The sequence below is a fragment of the Enterobacter sp. 200527-13 genome (assembly GCF_027924865.1).
In the GTDB taxonomy this organism is placed as follows: Bacteria; Pseudomonadota; Gammaproteobacteria; order Enterobacterales; family Enterobacteriaceae; genus Enterobacter; species Enterobacter ludwigii.
Genome location: NZ_BSCM01000001.1, coordinates 205,533 through 222,289, shown reverse-complemented (window position 1 = coordinate 222,289; position 16,757 = coordinate 205,533). Strand labels below are relative to the sequence as shown.

17 protein-coding genes are annotated in these 16,757 nt (G+C 56.6%); 13 read left to right on the top strand and 4 right to left on the bottom strand.

Features of this window, described 5'->3' with window-relative positions:
- The first annotated feature begins 207 nt into the window (after positions 1–207).
- From folD to QMG44_RS01045, 5 genes are all read left to right on the top strand, one after another.
- Entirely contained in the window at positions 208–1,074 is an 867-nt protein-coding gene (folD, locus tag QMG44_RS01065) for a bifunctional methylenetetrahydrofolate dehydrogenase/methenyltetrahydrofolate cyclohydrolase FolD (RefSeq protein ID WP_014168945.1), read from the top strand.
- A 1-nt stretch (position 1,075) separates the two neighbouring features.
- Positions 1,076–1,288: a ribosome-associated protein YbcJ gene (gene ybcJ, locus QMG44_RS01060; protein ID WP_014168944.1), complete on the top strand. Its 213-nt coding sequence runs from the start codon at positions 1,076–1,078 to the stop codon at positions 1,286–1,288.
- Positions 1,289–1,508: 220 nt separating this feature from the next.
- On the top strand, positions 1,509–3,008 hold the full coding sequence (locus QMG44_RS01055) for a PTS transporter subunit EIIC (RefSeq protein ID WP_014168943.1): 1,500 nt from the start codon (positions 1,509–1,511) through the stop codon (positions 3,006–3,008).
- Positions 3,009–3,092: 84 nt separating this feature from the next.
- Positions 3,093–4,109, top strand: coding sequence for a Mal regulon transcriptional regulator MalI (gene malI, locus QMG44_RS01050; RefSeq protein ID WP_014168942.1), 1,017 nt, complete (start codon positions 3,093–3,095; stop codon positions 4,107–4,109).
- 72 nt (positions 4,110–4,181) lie between these two features.
- On the top strand, positions 4,182–4,703 hold the full coding sequence (locus QMG44_RS01045) for a metal-dependent hydrolase (protein WP_086532861.1): 522 nt from the start codon (positions 4,182–4,184) through the stop codon (positions 4,701–4,703).
- 78 nt (positions 4,704–4,781) lie between these two features.
- Here the strand turns inward: QMG44_RS01045 and cysS are convergent, their stop codons facing one another.
- Positions 4,782–6,167, bottom strand: a complete 1,386-nt coding sequence (gene cysS, locus QMG44_RS01040; protein ID WP_086532862.1) for a cysteine--tRNA ligase — start codon at positions 6,165–6,167, stop codon at positions 4,782–4,784.
- Between the two features lie 174 nt (positions 6,168–6,341).
- Between cysS and ppiB the strand changes: the two genes are divergently transcribed.
- The 6 genes from ppiB to mnmH all read left to right on the top strand — a co-directional run bounded on the left by ppiB (position 6,342) and on the right by mnmH (position 10,849).
- Entirely contained in the window at positions 6,342–6,836 is a 495-nt protein-coding gene (gene ppiB / locus QMG44_RS01035; protein ID WP_014168939.1) for a peptidylprolyl isomerase B, read from the top strand.
- Between the two features lie 3 nt (positions 6,837–6,839).
- On the top strand, positions 6,840–7,562 hold the full coding sequence (gene lpxH / locus QMG44_RS01030; protein WP_040016809.1) for a UDP-2,3-diacylglucosamine diphosphatase: 723 nt from the start codon (positions 6,840–6,842) through the stop codon (positions 7,560–7,562).
- Positions 7,563–7,698: 136 nt separating this feature from the next.
- Positions 7,699–7,908 carry a YdgH/BhsA/McbA-like domain containing protein gene (locus tag QMG44_RS01025; RefSeq protein ID WP_013095921.1) on the top strand — a complete coding sequence of 70 codons (210 nt, stop codon included), beginning with the start codon at positions 7,699–7,701 and terminating at the stop codon, positions 7,906–7,908.
- A gap of 212 nt (positions 7,909–8,120) precedes the next feature.
- Entirely contained in the window at positions 8,121–8,630 is a 510-nt protein-coding gene (gene purE, locus QMG44_RS01020; protein WP_020885164.1) for a 5-(carboxyamino)imidazole ribonucleotide mutase, read from the top strand.
- The gene (gene purK, locus QMG44_RS01015) at positions 8,627–9,694 is read left to right on the top strand and encodes a 5-(carboxyamino)imidazole ribonucleotide synthase (protein ID WP_025204827.1); all 1,068 of its coding nucleotides are present in this window, start codon (positions 8,627–8,629) and stop codon (positions 9,692–9,694) included. The genes purE and purK overlap by 4 nt, the downstream gene beginning before the upstream one ends.
- Before the next feature lie 84 nt (positions 9,695–9,778).
- Positions 9,779–10,849 carry a tRNA 2-selenouridine(34) synthase MnmH gene (gene mnmH / locus QMG44_RS01010; protein ID WP_086532863.1) on the top strand — a complete coding sequence of 357 codons (1,071 nt, stop codon included), beginning with the start codon at positions 9,779–9,781 and terminating at the stop codon, positions 10,847–10,849.
- Positions 10,850–10,920: 71 nt separating this feature from the next.
- Here the strand turns inward: mnmH and QMG44_RS01005 are convergent, their stop codons facing one another.
- The 3 genes from QMG44_RS01005 to ybbA form a co-directional block, all read right to left on the bottom strand.
- Entirely contained in the window at positions 10,921–12,066 is a 1,146-nt protein-coding gene (locus tag QMG44_RS01005) for a porin (protein ID WP_014168933.1), read from the bottom strand.
- A 182-nt stretch (positions 12,067–12,248) separates the two neighbouring features.
- Complete coding sequence (gene ybbP / locus QMG44_RS01000) at positions 12,249–14,663, bottom strand: putative ABC transporter permease subunit YbbP (RefSeq protein WP_086532864.1); 2,415 nt, start codon at positions 14,661–14,663, stop codon at positions 12,249–12,251.
- Positions 14,660–15,346 (bottom strand): putative ABC transporter ATP-binding protein YbbA, encoded by a 687-nt coding sequence (gene ybbA, locus QMG44_RS00995; protein ID WP_014168931.1) that lies wholly within the window; start codon positions 15,344–15,346, stop codon positions 14,660–14,662. Before ybbA ends, ybbP begins: the two co-directional genes overlap by 4 nt.
- Between ybbA and tesA the strand changes: the two genes are divergently transcribed.
- On the top strand, positions 15,317–15,940 hold the full coding sequence (gene tesA, locus QMG44_RS00990; RefSeq protein WP_025206538.1) for a multifunctional acyl-CoA thioesterase I/protease I/lysophospholipase L1: 624 nt from the start codon (positions 15,317–15,319) through the stop codon (positions 15,938–15,940). The genes ybbA and tesA overlap by 30 nt on opposite strands.
- A complete protein-coding gene (locus QMG44_RS00985; RefSeq protein ID WP_086532865.1) occupies positions 15,930–16,739 on the top strand; it encodes an SDR family oxidoreductase in 810 nt (269 codons plus the stop codon). Before tesA ends, QMG44_RS00985 begins: the two co-directional genes overlap by 11 nt.
- Positions 16,740–16,757 lie beyond the last annotated feature (18 nt).

Here is a 16,757-nt window from a genome sequence, read left to right as displayed (position 1 = left end):
CTCATGAATGTATTTTAAAATATGTCAAAACGCTGTCATTTCGCCAGGTCACATCCTAATCCTGCCTAAGAAATTGACCATCCCCTCAGAAGGGTTTTTACGGCCTCCTGATGAAAACTCGCAAAGGGTGACTGACAGCGGCGCTCGCTTCTGACAAAATACAGGCAATCCCCCCTTTCAAACGTTACAGACGGAATCTTCTCTCTGATGGCAGCAAAGATTATTGACGGTAAAACGATTGCGCAGCAGGTGCGCTCTGAGGTCGCGGAAAAAGTGAAGGCGCGTAAAGCTGCCGGAAAACGCGCCCCCGGGCTGGCCGTTGTGCTGGTCGGCAGCAACCCGGCATCGCAGATTTATGTCGGCAGCAAACGCAAAGCGTGTGAAGAGGTGGGGTTCGTCTCCCGCTCTTACGATTTGCCGGAAACCACCAGCGAAGCAGAACTGCTGGAACTTATTGATACCCTGAATGCCGACAACGCGATCGACGGTATTCTGGTTCAGCTGCCGCTGCCAGCCGGCATCGACAACGTGAAGGTGCTGGAACGTATCGCCCCCGACAAAGACGTTGATGGTTTCCACCCGTACAACGTGGGCCGTCTGTGCCAGCGCGCCCCGCGTCTGCGTCCATGCACGCCGCGCGGTATCGTTACGCTGCTGGAGCGTTATAACATCGATACCTACGGTCTGAACGCCGTGGTCATTGGCGCATCAAACATTGTTGGCCGTCCGATGAGCATGGAGCTGCTGCTCGCTGGCTGCACCACCACCGTGACCCACCGCTTCACCAAAAATCTGCGTCATCACGTAGAAAACGCCGATCTGCTGATCGTGGCGGTCGGGAAGCCGGGCTTTATTCCGGGTGAATGGATTAAAGAAGGCGCGATCGTTGTGGACGTCGGTATTAACCGTCTGGAAAACGGGAAAGTGGTTGGTGACGTGGTTTACGAAGATGCTGCGGCTCGCGCCTCTTACATTACCCCAGTTCCGGGCGGCGTAGGCCCGATGACCGTTGCCACACTGATTCAGAATACTTTGCAGGCATGCGAAGAGTACCACGACGTAGAGGACGCGTAAGATGGCCACATTTTCATTAGGTAAACACCCGCACGTTGAGCTGTGCGATCTGCTGAAGCTGGAAGGCTGGACCGAAAGCGGCGCACAGGCCAAAATCGCCATTGCCGACGGGCTTGTTAAGGTGGACGGCGCAGTGGAAACCCGCAAGCGCTGCAAAATTGTCGCGGGTCAGACCGTGAGCTTTGAAGGGCAAACCGTGACGGTGACCGCCTGATGCTCTCCCCCCTCTCCCGTCGGGAGAGGGAACCCACATTCCCCCACACCCATCACGGTTAATTATCGATCGACTTCAAATAATCACTATTTCATCTGTTGAAAAGTGAAAATTCTGTTGCGCGTTTTTCACTCTTTCCCCACGATAAGTAGAACGTTCTACTAAAACGTTCTACTTACAATAACAGCGCCAAAAAAAGCGCTACTCGGGGGAAATCAGCATGAGTCTGATATCAGGGTTTGTTAAATCGCTCTCTAAATTATCGATGATTGGTCGCGCGTTAATGCTGCCAATTTCACTGCTTCCCGCTGCGGGCCTGCTGCTGGCCTTTGGCGATAAGTTTCACCTGCCGCTGATGATGAACGCGGGCGGGGTTATCTTTGATAACCTGCCGATGCTGTTTGCCATTGGTTCCGCCGTGGGGCTGGCATCCGAGTCCGGCATTGCCGCGCTCTCGGCGGCGGTCTCGGTGTTTGTCACCAACATCACCATCAGCACCGTCTTGAGCATCACGCCGGAAATGGCGTCTCAGGGCGGCAAATACGCGATGGTGGTCGGCATCCCGACGTTGCAGATGGGCGTCTTCGGCGGCCTGATCTGCGGGATTCTCGCCGCCTGGTGCTATAACCGTTTCCACACCCTGCAGTTGCCAGAGTTCCTCGGGTTCTTCTCCGGGAAACGCTTTGTGGCGATTGCGACAGCGTTTCTCTCTTTCCTGCTCGGCCTGCTGTTGCCGTATGTCTGGCAGCATATCCAGGCGGGCATCGATGCGCTCTCCGTGGTGGTTAATGGCGATAATCAGGCAGCCTCGACCTTTATCTTCGGTCTGGTGGAACGCGCGCTGATCCCACTCGGCCTGCACCACATCTGGTATCCCTCTTTCTGGTATTCGTTTGGGGATTACACCACCCAGGCCGGTCAGGTGATTCACGGCGACCAGACCATCTGGTTTAAGATGCTCGAAGAAGGGGTCAAATCCTTCAGCAGTGACAGCTACCAGAACGCCGGTAAGTTCATGCAGGGTGAATTCCCGCTGATGCTGTTCGCGCTGCCTGCGGCGTGTCTGGCGATGTACCACGAAGCGCACACCAAAAATAAGAAAATCGCGGCCGGTATTTTGTTCTCTGCGGCGCTCACCTGCTTCCTGACGGGGATCACCGAGCCGGTTGAATTTACCTTTATCTTCGTCGCCCCTATTCTGTACGTCTTTAACGCCATCATGGCCGGTCTGGCGTACATGACCATGTATCTGCTGCATGCGCATATCGCCAAGTCGTTCTCTGCGGGCTTTATCGACTACCTGTCGTTCGGGATCCTGCCGTCATTTAACGGCTACAAAACCAACTTCCTGAACGCCATTATTATCGGCATTCCGATGGGCCTGATTTACTACTTCACGTTCCGCTTTGTGATCCGTCGTTTCGACGTGAAAACGCCGGGCCGTACAGAAGTGACCGCCAGTGCGGACGATAAGTCAGATTCAGAACTCGCCACAGAGATCATCAACCTGCTGGGCGGCGCGCACAACATCGACTCCGTCGGCTCCTGCATCACCCGTCTGCGCCTGGAAGTGGCAAAAAGTGAAGCGGTTGATAAGGACGGTCTGAACGGCCTTGGCGCCCGCGGCGTAGTGTTCGTCGGTGATAACGGTATTCAGGTGATTTTCGGTGCCAGAGCACAGTTTATCGCCCAGACCATGTCCACCATGATTGGCAAATAATAAGATGCCTGAACGACACGTCTCCTGTACGCTGGGGGACGTTGTCTTATCTGGCTGATAATCGGTAAATTTCAGGGAGCGGTTTTGAAGAAAGTCAGCATTATTGATGTCGCAAAGCATGCGGGCGTTTCGGTCTCCACCGTATCGCTGGTGCTGCGCCAGAAAGGGAAAATTTCAGACGCAACGATCGCGAAGGTCAATGCTGCCATCACTACGCTGGGCTATGTTCACAACGTCGCCGCTGCCAATCTCCGCGCCAACACCTCCAACCTGATCGGCCTGATCCTGCGCGACTTTAGCGACAGCTTTTCCATTAAGGTGATGGCGAGCATCGTCCAGGAGCTGGAGAGACAGGGGTATATGGTTTTCCTCGGCCAGCCGCTGAACGACCATGAACATCTTGAGCGCTGCCTGCTGTCGTTTAAACAGCAGGGGGTCGCCGGCGTTATCTATCTGGCCTCTGACACCCGGGCATCCTCGCTGCCGGAACACATCCGCCAGTGCCCGCTGCCGCTGGTGGTGGTCTCTCAGTCCCTGCTGGATGAAAAATGCAATCTGGTGATGCGCGACAACCGCCAGGCGGCGAACCTTGCCGCGCGTTATCTTATCGAGCGCGGACACCGCAACATTGCCTACATTGGGGGTCGTGAAGGCTGCCTTATCCGCGAGCAACGTCTGCTCGGCTTTCGCAGCGCGATGACCCAGAACGGCCTGGTCTGGCGTGAGGAATACTCGCCTGCGTGTAGCGATGACACGCTGGCCGCAGGTTTCGCCACCCGCCAGTTGCTGGAAAAAAACAACACCATTACCGCCCTGCTCTGCCACTCGCCGGATGCGATGATCGGCTCCATCTCCGGCATTCATCAGGTGGGGCGCACCGTGGGGAAAGATGTGTTTCTCACCCAGCAGGTCGCGCTGGTCGGTTTTGAAGATATGCTGCACGTGAACCTGACGTCTCCCTCGTTTACCTACGTTTCCTCCGCCAGTGAGGAGACGGGGCGTCAGGCGGCGGGGTTGATCATCCGCAAGCTAAAAGAGCCGGATCTGCAAACACAGCGTATCACCCTTTCCGGGCAGCTTATTGCCCGGGAATCGGCGTAAATAAGACGCTAACACCATCCTCATTGCGCCCATTCGCTGCTATATTTCCCTGCTTTGCCATGGATAATCGCAATGCCTACCGTTATCACCCACGCTGCAGTGCCTTTGTGTCTGGGTTTAGGCCTGGGACGTAAAATCATCCCTCCCCGCCTGCTGCTTGCCGGCGTCGTCCTCGCCATGCTGCCGGACGCCGACGTGCTGGCGTTTAAGTTCGGCGTTGCCTACGGCAATGTGTTCGGCCACCGCGGCTTTACCCACTCCCTGCTGTTTGCCTTTGTGGTGCCGATACTTTGCGTACTGATGGGCCGACGATGGTTTCGGGCAAGTCTGACCCGCTGCTGGCTGTTCTTAACCGTGTCTCTGCTGTCGCACAGCTTGCTGGATTCCATCACCACCGGGGGAAAAGGCGTCGGCTGGCTGTGGCCGTGGTCAGATGAACGGTTTTTTGCACCGTGGCAGGTCATTAAGGTCGCGCCGTTTGCGCTGTCACGCTATACCACGCCCTACGGGCATCAGGTGATTATGTCGGAGCTGCTGTGGGTGTGGCTGCCAGGGGTCGTACTGATGGGGCTGTTGTGGTGGAAGCGGAGGTAAAAGCAAAACGGCAACCCAGTTGCCGTTTTAGTGTTTGCACCCTCTCCCGGTGGGAGAGGGCATCAGCGCGCACCAGAATTATTTTCGACGCCAGGTGGTTCCCTGCGGGCCATCTTCCAGAATGATGCCCATTTCCGTCAGACGGTTACGCGCGGCATCTGCTGCCGCCCAGTCTTTCGCCTGACGCGCTTCCAGACGCGCGTTGATAAGTTGCTCAATCTCCGCCACTTCGCTATTGTCCGCCTGTGCACCGCTTTGCAGGAACAGATCCGGTTCCTGCTCCAGCAGACCCAGTACCGAAGAGAGCTTACGCAGATGGGAGGCCAATGCATTCGCTGCCGCCATATCTTTTGACTTCAGACGGTTAACTTCACGCGCCATATCAAACAGCACGGAATAGGCTTCCGGCGTGTTGAAGTCATCGTTCATCACGTCAATAAAGCGCGCTTCAAACGCCTCACCGCCTGCCGCGGGTACAGATTTATCGGTACCGCGCAGGGCAGTGTACAGACGCTCCAGCGCCGCACGCGCCTGTTTCAGGTTCTCTTCGCTGTAGTTCAGCTGGCTGCGATAGTGACCAGACATCAGGAAGTAGCGCACGGTTTCCGCATCGTAATATTTCAGCACGTCGCGCACGGTGAAGAAGTTGCCCAGAGATTTAGACATCTTCTCACGGTCAACCATCACCATCCCGGAGTGCATCCAGTAGTTCACGTACTCGCCGCCATGCGCACAGGTTGACTGTGCAATTTCGTTTTCATGGTGCGGGAACATCAGATCCGAACCGCCACCGTGAATATCGAAATGTTTGCCCAGCTGTTTGCAGTTCATCGCCGAGCACTCAATGTGCCAGCCAGGACGCCCTTCGCCCCACGGGGAAGGCCAGCTTGGTTCGCCCTCTTTGGACATCTTCCACAGCACGAAGTCCATCGGGTTACGCTTCACGTCCACCACATCAACGCGCGCACCGGCCTGCAGCTGATCCAGATCCTGACGGGAAAGCTGACCGTAGGTAGGGTCAGTCGGCACGGAAAACATCACGTCACCGTTATCGGCCACATAGGCGTGACCACGTTCGATCAGCTTCTCGGTGATGTCGATAATTTCGTGGATATGGTGGGTGGCACGCGGCTCGCTGTCCGGACGCTGAATATTCAGGGCGTCGAAATCTTTGTGCATTTCCGCGATCATACGATCCACCAGCGCAACAAAGCTTTCGCCATTTTCGTTCGCGCGCTTGATGATTTTGTCGTCGATGTCGGTGATGTTACGCACGTATTTCAGGTTGTAGCCCAGAAAACGCAGGTAGCGCGAGACAACGTCGAATGCCACAAAGGTACGGCCATGGCCGATATGACAGAGATCGTAAACCGTAATACCACACACGTACATGCCGACTTCCCCGGCATGGATAGGTTTAAATTCCTCTTTTTGGCGCGTCATTGTATTAAAGATTTTTAACATCGAAGATTCCATGTAAACACGTGTGTGGTTGAAAACCGATTATTCTACCTGTAATTCAAACCTGAAGCAGCACACAATGCAAGGTGATCGCATCCTGTGGTTATGCTATAACAAGCCCCTATAGATGACCCAAACGCGGGTCGACGTACCACAATAACGGAACAGGATGCAAAAATGGTTACTTTCCACACTAATCATGGCGATATCGTAATCAAAACCTTTGATGACAAAGCGCCTGAAACAGTTAAAAACTTCCTGGACTACTGCCGCGAAGGTTTCTACAACAACACTATTTTCCACCGCGTGATCAACGGCTTTATGATCCAGGGCGGCGGTTTCGAACCTGGCATGAACCAGAAAGCGACGAAAGAAGCGATCAAAAACGAAGCGAACAACGGTCTGAAAAACACCCGTGGTACGCTGGCGATGGCGCGTACGCAGGCTCCTCACTCTGCAACAGCCCAGTTCTTCATCAACGTTGCTGACAACGACTTCCTGAACTTCTCCGGCGAAAGCCTGCAGGGTTGGGGCTACTGCGTCTTCGCAGAAGTGGTTGAAGGTATGGACGTAGTCGACAAAATCAAAGCCGTGGCGACCGGCCGCAGCGGCATGCATCAGGACGTTCCAAAAGAAGACGTCGTGATTAACAGCGTGACCGTCAGCGAGTAATTCGTGGCGACACTCTTTATTGCAGATTTGCACCTGCAAACAGAAGAACCGGCGATAACCGCCGGTTTTCTGCGTTTTTTACGCGGTGAAGCGAAAAGTGCCGATGCACTTTACATTCTGGGTGACCTGTTTGAAGCCTGGATTGGCGACGACGATCCCAACCCGCTGCACCGTGAGATGGCGGCTGCCATTAACGCGCTGGTCGATTCCGGCGTCCCCTGCTTCTTTATCCACGGCAATCGTGATTTCCTGCTCGGCAAGCGCTACGCCCGCGAAAGCGGCATGACGCTGCTGCCGGAAGAGCAGGTACTCGACCTTTATGGCCGAAAGGTGTTAATCATGCACGGTGACACACTTTGCACTGACGACACCGGCTATCAGGCGTTTCGCGCTAAGGTTCATACCCCGTGGATCCAAAAACTATTCCTGGCTCTGCCGCTGTTTATCCGCAAGCGGATCGCAGCCAGAATGCGTGCAGACAGTAAGGCCGCCAACAGCGGAAAATCCATGGCCATTATGGACGTTAATCCCCAGGCGGTAGTCAGGGTCATGGAAAAACACCGCGTTCAGTGGTTGATCCACGGTCATACTCATCGTCCCGATGTGCATACCCTTACCGCCAACGGCGAAGCGGCCCACCGCGTCGTCCTGGGGGCCTGGCACAGCGAAGGTTCTATGGTCAGCGTCACGCCTGACGGTGTGGAACTGATCGCTTTCCCGTTTTAACCCGTCAAAAATCATTCTATTTTTTTGAACAATATCGGCAAATTGTTTCGATTTTAATCAGCCCGTGGTCGGCCTATTATTTATCACATCAGGGCAACACGCCCTATCCCAGATAAAACATTTAAGGAATACGACCATGAAATCCATCAAAACTTTCGTTGCAGTTGCCGCACTCTCTCTGATCTCTTTCGGTTCTTTTGCTCAGAGCGTCAGCGCCACGGCCTCTACCCTTGACCGTGCAGAAGCGAAAATTGCCGCTCAGGCTGCTGAACAGGGCGCGTCTTACAAAATCACCAGCGCTCAGTTTAACAACCGCGTTCACATGACGGCAGAACTGACCAAATAAGACGTCTGCTGACCGTGCCGCCCGTCAAAAGCACATCAAAGCACATCGATGCCTGATAAAACAGACCGCCAGAACGCGGTCTGTTTTGTTATCTCCTGAGAGCCACAACGGCTCAGTTTTTAACCGCGCAACCGTTTTCCTTGCCCCTATTACATGCTATTCTCTGTGCCCTCGAAAGCAGTGTGTTTCGCACCACAGGAGTTTTAAGACGCATGTCTTCCCGCAATAATCCGGCGCGTGTCGCCATCGTGATGGGGTCCAAAAGCGACTGGGCTACCATGCAGTTCACCGCCGAAATCTTTGAAATCCTGAATGTTCCGCACCACGTTGAAGTGGTCTCCGCACACCGTACACCGGACAAACTGTTCAGCTTCGCCGAAAGCGCCGAAGAGAAGGGTTATGAGGTGATCATTGCCGGTGCGGGCGGCGCAGCACATCTGCCAGGCATGATTGCCGCCAAAACGCTGGTACCGGTTCTGGGTGTTCCGGTGCAAAGCGCTGCGTTAAGTGGTGTCGATAGCCTCTATTCCATCGTTCAGATGCCGCGTGGCATTCCGGTCGGCACGCTGGCCATTGGTAAAGCGGGCGCTGCCAACGCTGCCCTGCTCGCCGCGCAGATCCTGGCGACTCACGATAAAGCGTTACATCAGCGTCTGGCGGACTGGCGTAAAGCTCAGACCGACGAGGTGCTGGACAATCCGGACCCGCGGGGTGCGGCATGAAGCAGGTATGTGTCCTCGGTAATGGTCAGTTAGGCCGTATGCTGCGTCAGGCCGGCGAGCCGCTGGGTATTGCCGTCTGGCCCGTCGGGCTGGATGACGAACCGGAAGCCGTGCCGTTTCACCAGAGTGTGATCACCGCGGAGATTGAACGCTGGCCACAAACGGCCCTGACGCGCGAGCTGGCACGTCATAATGCCTTCGTTAACCGCGACGTCTTTCCCATTATTGCTGACCGTCTGACGCAAAAGCAGCTGTTCGATAAGCTCGGGCTGCCGACTGCGCCGTGGCAGCTGTTGTCCGATAAAAGCGAGTGGAAGGATGTATTTGCAATGCTGGGCGAGCTGGCAATTGTGAAGCGTCGCGTCGGCGGGTACGACGGTCGTGGACAGTGGCGTCTGCGCGCCGATGACACTCACGAGCTGCCGGACGATTGCTACGGGGAGTGCATCGTTGAGCAGGGCATTAACTTCAGCGGTGAAGTCTCGCTGGTGGGCGCTCGCGGGCAGGACGGCCATACCGTTTTTTATCCGCTGACGCATAACCTGCATCAGGACGGGATCCTGCGTACCAGCGTTGCATTCCCGCAGGCCAGTGCTGAACAGCAGGCGCAGGCAGAAGAGATGCTCTCTGCCATCATGCACGAACTCGGTTACGTCGGCGTCATGGCGATGGAGTGTTTTGTCACGCCGTCCGGTCTGCTGATTAACGAACTGGCACCGCGCGTTCACAACAGCGGTCACTGGACCCAAAACGGGGCGTCCATCAGCCAGTTCGAGCTGCACCTGCGCGCCATCACTGACCTGCCGCTGCCGCAGCCGGTGGTGAACAGCCCGTCGGTGATGATCAACCTGATCGGTACCGATCTGAACTACGACTGGCTCAAGCTGCCGCTGGTGCATCTGCACTGGTATGACAAAGAGGTGCGTCCGGGTCGTAAGGTCGGTCACCTGAACCTGAACGATACCGACACCGATCGTCTGGGCGCCACGCTGGAAGCGATTATTCCTCTCCTGCCGCCGGAATACGCGAGCGGAATTATCTGGGCGCAATCAAAGCTTAAGTAATACTCCTCTGCCGGGGAGTTGACCTTCCCCCTCCCCGGCGTACAATCCCCGCCCATTGCAGCTTAGTTTTCTTCTGGAAAAACCATGAACGATGGAACGGACTATCGCGCGATCCTCGCATCCGATACCCCTTTAATCGACGTTCGCGCGCCGATCGAATTCGCCCAGGGCGCGATGCCTGCGGCAATCAACCTGCCTCTGATGAACGATGATGAACGCGCCGCCGTCGGCACCTGCTATAAACGCCAGGGGCCGGACGCTGCGCTTGCTCTCGGCCATAGCCTGGTCGCAGGCAGTACCCGTGAGATGCGCATTAACGCCTGGCGCGAAGCCTGTCTCTCCCACCCCACCGGCTACCTCTGCTGCGCGCGTGGCGGTCAACGCTCGCATATCACTCAGGCCTGGTTGAAAGCGCGCGGCGTGGATTACCCGCTGATCGCAGGCGGCTATAAAGCGCTGCGTCAGACCGCAATTGAGGTAACCGCTGAGCAGGTGCAAAAACCGATGGTGCTGATCGGCGGCTGTACCGGGAGCGGCAAAACGTTGCTGGTGAAACAGCACGCGCAGGGCGTGGATCTGGAAGGGCTGGCGCACCATCGCGGCTCGTCGTTTGGCCGCACGCTCACACCACAGCTTTCGCAGGCGAGCTTCGAAAATCAGCTCGCCGTCGTGCTGTTGAAAAAAGAGGCCGCACGCTGGGTGCTGGAGGATGAAGGGCGGATGATTGGCTCCAACCACCTGCCGGAATGCCTGCGAGACCGCATGGTTCAGGCGCCTGTTGTGGTAGTAGAAGACCCGTTTGATGTCCGTCTTGAACGCCTGCGTGAAGAGTATTTCGACCATATGTGGGCGGATTTTTCTGCTGCCTTTGGCGAAGAGGCGGGCTGGAAAGCGTACAGCGAATACCTGCACCACGGCCTGTTTGCCATTCGCCGCCGTCTGGGGCTGCAGCGCTTTGCAGACTTTACGGCGCTGCTGGATTCCGCCCTGCAGGAGCAACAACGTTCTGGCAGCACCGACGCGCATTTGCGCTGGCTTGCCCCGCTGCTGAACGACTATTACGACCCGATGTACACCTGGCAGCTGGCAAAAAAGGCGGAGAAGATTGTGTATCGCGGAACGTTTGAGGACGTGGCTGACTGGCTCAATCGCTGAATCACGCGCACAAAAAACGGCAACCCAGGGTTGCCGTTTTCATATCGGGGTGACTCCCCTGCTGACTGAACTTAGAAGTCGTAACGCAGACGCACCAGGTTCATGTCGCCCAGGTTATCCGTGCTGGAGGTGAACACGTGTTCGTAATCAACACGGAAACCGTAGTCCAGCTGGACGCTAACACCCACGCCGTTATCGATACGCTGGTAGTTACGACCATTCACGTACTCAATACGGTCACCCATGAAGTAAGGCTGGATAGATTTCACCGCATACTGATCGATTGGGAATTTGTACCCTGCGAAGTATTCAATACCCCATGCATCACCGGCAAAGTAGTTGTCAGTAGACACTTTTTTGGTGGTCAGGAAGTTCTGGTACCAGCCGCCGCCAGCCGAGAAGGTCCAGTTATCCGGCGTCCAGCTCAGCGCGGTACCGAGGATATTCTGGTCGTAAGATTTGCTGTCGCCGTTGTCCGGGTTACGCATGTCCGCGCGGGTGTAATTCCACGCTGCGCCCCAGGTCAGATCGGTGGTCAGGTGGTAATCCAGACCCAGTGAACCGCCGCCTTTACGTTTGTAACGCAGGCCATTGCCCGGCAGGTATTCGCTGTCTTCAAACAGGTAGGATGCATAAATATCCGCATCACCTACGGTTTTCTTATATTTCAGCATTTTGCGTGAACGATAAGAGCCGTCGTAGTCACCGTTGATCCCGTTACCTGGAGCCTGACCAATCATGTCGTAGTCCCAGATATCGGTTTTCACGCCAACCACATCATAGTAAACGCTGTTCTGTTGACCGAAGGTCAGCGTACCCCAGGTGTCGCTCTTCAGACCGGTGTACAGCATACGGCGAGAGGTGTCGTTAGCACCTTCAGCGTAGTGGTTATCCCAGTTGAACAGCGCCGGAATGTTCACACCCAGCTCGTAGTAGCTGATCCAGCTGATGTCATCAAACAGATAGTAATCTGCTGCGAAACGGAAACGGGTGCCGCCGTCGAAGCCATTACGTTTGTAGGAGCCTTTATCGCCGTCGCCCGTCATCATGTTGAACTGAGGACGAATACTGCCGCCAACGGTAAAGTTAAGACGGCTCAGCGGGTTACCTGCCTGAGGGTCTTGTTTAAGAACCGTGATTTCCGCCTGAGATGCGAAGGAGGTCAATGCCACTGCTGCGCCAATTGTTACTGCCAGCGCTGATTTTTTTATAGTCATTATTTTTCCTTTATAGACACGCTGCTAAATATTTAGCAGGTGAATATTAACTGGAAATAATCTTGCTGTGTGCGCGGGTTTTTAATGTTTTGTGCTACTAAACGCATGGGTATTACCGATTTGTGCTGCTAAATTATTACGCACCAGCAGATAAACCGGTGCGTAATTATCACGGATTTGAACTAACTGGCAAACTGACGGAACAGCGCTTTGCCTTTTAGCAATCGCGTGCCGAGCCAGCCGCCGCACAGCGACAGCAGCACCGCACCGCAGACCGGCAGCGTGAACCACAGTCGCCAGTCAGGCTCCCACGGGAAATCGAAGACGCGGGTCTGCAGCACGGCTAACGCCGTCTCAGCACCCATCGCCGCCACCAGACCCGAGACCAGCCCCAGCAGGGCGAACTCGCTCCACAGCGTGGTGCGCAGCAGTCGCTTACTCGCCCCGAGCGTGCGATAGACCACCAGCTCCTGATGACGCTGCCGCATCCCGACCTGCACCTGGGCCAGCAGCAACAGTACGCCGCAGATCGTCACCAGCACCACCATGACCTCCAGAGCCCGGCTGACCTGCTCCAGCACCTGCCCGACCTGTTTAAGGATCGCGCCAATATCCAGCAGGCTGACCGTCGGAAATTCGCGGTTCAGCCGGGTCAGCATACCGTTGCCGTTTTCCCAGCGGAAACTGGTGAGCCAGCTTTGCGGCTGTCCGTCCAGTGCGCCTGCGGGAAAAATAAAGAAGAAGTTCGGCCGCAGGCTTTCCCAGTCCACCTTACGCAGGCTGGTGACCTTAGCGCTAAAGTCCTGGGTATCGCCGGTAAAGGTCACGCTGTCGCCCAGCCTGACGTTCAGGCGCGTCGCCAGCCCCTCTTCCATCGATACTTCACCCGCTTTTGGTGGCCAGCTGCCGCCTGTAATCGGGTTGTGATCTGGACGTTTCTCCTGCCAGGTCAGGTTCAGTTCGCGGTTAAGCGATTCATCTTTATTTCCCTCCGTGGACTGGCCGTTGATCTGCGTCAGACGCGCACGGACGATGGGGTAGAACGACTCCGGCACAATCTGGTGTTCCGCCAGGAACGTCTTCAGCGGTGTCACCTGCTCAGGGGCGATATTGATCAGGAAATAGTTCGGGCTTTCCGGCGGAAGCTGCTGTTGCCAGCGATCCAGCAGATCGCCGCGCAGCACCAGCAGCAGTGCCAGCAGCATAAACGACAGCGAAAAGGCAGACAGCTGACTCAGCGTAGACCAGGGCTGGTGCAGCAGACGGTTCACCGCCAGCCGCACGGGAAGCGACTTCACCGTCAGCTTTTTAAGCACATTAAGGAGCACCCAGCCGACCACACCACACAGCAGCGCCAGCACCACCGCCCCGGCCAGTACGGCCCACAGCAGCGTGCTACCGCCCATCAGCCAGGCCAACAACCCAACCGACACCGCAACAATGACAGGAAGATAGAACTTCAGCGGCCAGACGTTGGCCACCACGTCACGGCGCAGCACGCGCAGCGGCTGCGTCGCGAGCAACAGCCGGTACGGGCGAAGCCCCACCAGCACCGAGATCACCATCATCGCGCCAATCGCCCACAGCCACGGCCAGAGGCTGGCCGGTGGAAGTGCGGCAGGCAGTACCGGTTTCAGCATGACCATCAGCAGCTTTTCAAACAGCAGCCCCATCGCCCCACCGGTGAGTGCTGACAACACCAGCAGCATCAGCCACTGGCCGACAATCAGCTTACGCAGCTGGGCGCTGCCCGCGCCGAGGGTTTTGAGGATCGCCACCAGATCGTATCGGCTGCGGCAGTAGTGCCCCATGGCCACCGCCACCGCCGCCACGGCCAGCAGCAGGGTTAACAGCGCTGAAAGCAGCAGGAACTGCTGAGACCGTTCGAGAGATTTACCAAGCGCCCCTTCGTCCTGCTCCAGTCCGTACCAGCGGTGCTCCGGTTTTAACTGCGGCAGCAGCCATTTTTCATACGCGTCAAGCTGGGCGGGCGTTCCCGCAAACTTATAGCGCCAGGTGACGCGGCTTCCCGGCTGCACGGCATGGGTATTCGCCACATCAGCGGCATTCATCAGCAAGCGCGGGGCAAGCTGGAACGGGTTAAAGCCGGAGTCAGGTTCCTGAACCACCTCCCCGGCGATGCGGAGCGTGGCGTCACCCACGTCGATGCTGTCACCCGTTTTCAGGTTCAGCAGCGCCATTAAACGTGGCGCCAGCAGCACCGTGCCCGGTTTCGGCTTTAACCCAGGCGGGCTGGTTTGCAGTTCACCGTACAGCGGGTAAAGGTCGTCGACGGCTTTGACGCTCGCCAGCTGCGGCGTATCGCCGGCAAAGGTCATGGTCTGAAAGTTCAGCTGTTCCCCCACCTTCAGTCCACGCTTACGCGCCTCCTCAAGCCAGCCCGGCGGGACGGGACGCGAGCTTTGCAGCGCCCTGTCTCCGGCCATAAACTCGCGGCTTTGCTGGCTTAACCCTTTCTCCATGCGATCGCTGACGCTGCCCAGCGCCAGCACGCAGGCTACCGCCAGGCTTAACGCCATCCAGACAATCAACAGCGTGGGCGAGCGCCATTCGCGCCAGAACCAGCGGGCAATCATGCTTCCTCCTGAAGTTCACCGTTAACCAGCCGCAGGCGACGGTCGCAGCGGGCAGCCAGTTGCGGATCGTGGGTCACCAGAATCAGCGTGGTCCCGTGTTCACGGTTGAGCGAAAACAGCAGGTCGGCAATTTTATCCCCGGTCTTTCGGTCGAGGTTTCCGGTAGGCTCATCCGCAAACAGCACGTCCGGGCGGCCGTTAAACGCCCGGGCCAGGGCCACACGTTGTTGCTCCCCGCCGGAAAGCTGCGCCGGAAGATGGTCGAGGCGTTTGCCAAGCCCAAGCTGCTCCAGCAATGCCTTCGCGTGGGCGCGGCTTTCACGGCTGTTACCGCCGCGCAGCAGTGCCGGCAGTTCAACGTTTTCCAGCGCATTGAGCGTCGGGATCAGCATGAAGGACTGAAAGACAAACCCGATATGACGTGCGCGGAGCGCGGCACGCGCCTCTTCATCAAGCTGATGCAGCGGTTGCCCGACCAGGTTGACCTCTCCACTGCTGCCGTCGTCCAGACCGGCTAAAATGGCCAGCAGCGTGGACTTCCCGGAACCGGACTCGCCAATCAGCGCAATGGTTTCGGCGCGTTTGACAACGAGTTCAACTCCGGTGAGGATGGAAAGCTCGTGTTCCCCCTGACCGACGGACTTCTTAAGACGATGAACTTCAACAATGTTTTCCGCTGGCATTTGCCCTTCCTGTTTTTAATCCTGATGACCTTCCGCGCGGCGGCAGCGGACACGTTACTGGTTCTCGGTGACAGCCTGAGTGCAGGCTATCGCATGGCGGCCAACGCGGCCTGGCCAGCTCTGCTCAATGACAAATGGCAGAGTAAGACAACGGTTATTAATGGCAGCATCAGCGGTGATACCTCGCAGCAAGGCTTGTCGCGCCTGCCAGCCTTGCTCAAACAGCATCAACCGCGATGGGTGCTGGTTGAGCTGGGCGGTAATGATGGCTTGCGTGGTTTCCAGCCTCAGCAAACGGAACAGACCCTGCGCACGATCCTTAAGGATATTAAGGCCGCGAATGCGCAACCGCTGCTGATGCAAATTCGCCTGCCCGCCAACTATGGACGTCGGTATAATGAAGCCTTTAGCGCGATCTACCCAAAGCTTGCCAACGAGTTTGATATTCCGCTGCTGCCATTTTTTATGGAAGAGGTCTATCTCAAACCCCAGTGGATGCAAGACGATGGGATCCACCCCAATCGCGATGCGCAGCCGTTTATTGCCGACTGGATGGCAACACGGCTGGCCCCTTTAGTTAAACATGACTCCTAATTCAGCGGAGATCCTGACAGGTAAAGTTATGCAAAAATCGGTCTTAATTACAGGATGTTCCAGCGGAATCGGTCTTGAAAGTGCACTCGAATTGAAGCGTCAGGGATATTGGGTACTGGCGGCCTGCCGTAAACCCGACGACGTCGAACGCATGAACGGGCTGGGCTTTACCGGTGTGTTACTGGATTTAGACTCACCGGAAAGCGTGGAACGCGCTGCCGATGAGGTGCTGACCCTGACCGACAACCGTCTGTACGGCCTTTTTAACAATGCCGGTTACGGCGTGTATGGTCCCCTGGACACGCTCACCCGCGAGCAGCTGGAAAAACAGTTTTCCACCAATTTCTTTGGCGTCCATCAGCTCACCATGCGCCTGCTCCCCGCCATGCTGCCGCACGGTGAAGGACGCATTGTGATGACCTCCTCCGTGATGGGGCTAATTTCAACCCCGGGTCGCGGGGCCTATGCCGCCAGCAAATATGCGCTGGAGGCCTGGTCCGATGCCCTGCGCATGGAGTTGCGTCACAGCGGCATTAAGGTCAGCCTGATTGAGCCGGGCCCTATCCGCACCCGCTTTACGGAAAACGTTAACCAGACCCAGGCGGATAAACCGGTCGAAAACCCCGGTATCGCCGCACGCTTTACGCTCGGGCCGGAAGCAGTCGTCGCTAAAGTGCGCCATGCTTTTGAGAGCGAAAACCCAAAAATGCGCTATCCGGTGACGCTGGTAACCCATGCGGTAGGCTGGTTAAAACGCCTGCTGCCGGGCCGGATGATGGACAAAATTTTACACGGTTGAGTTGAAGCGTCGTCGCTA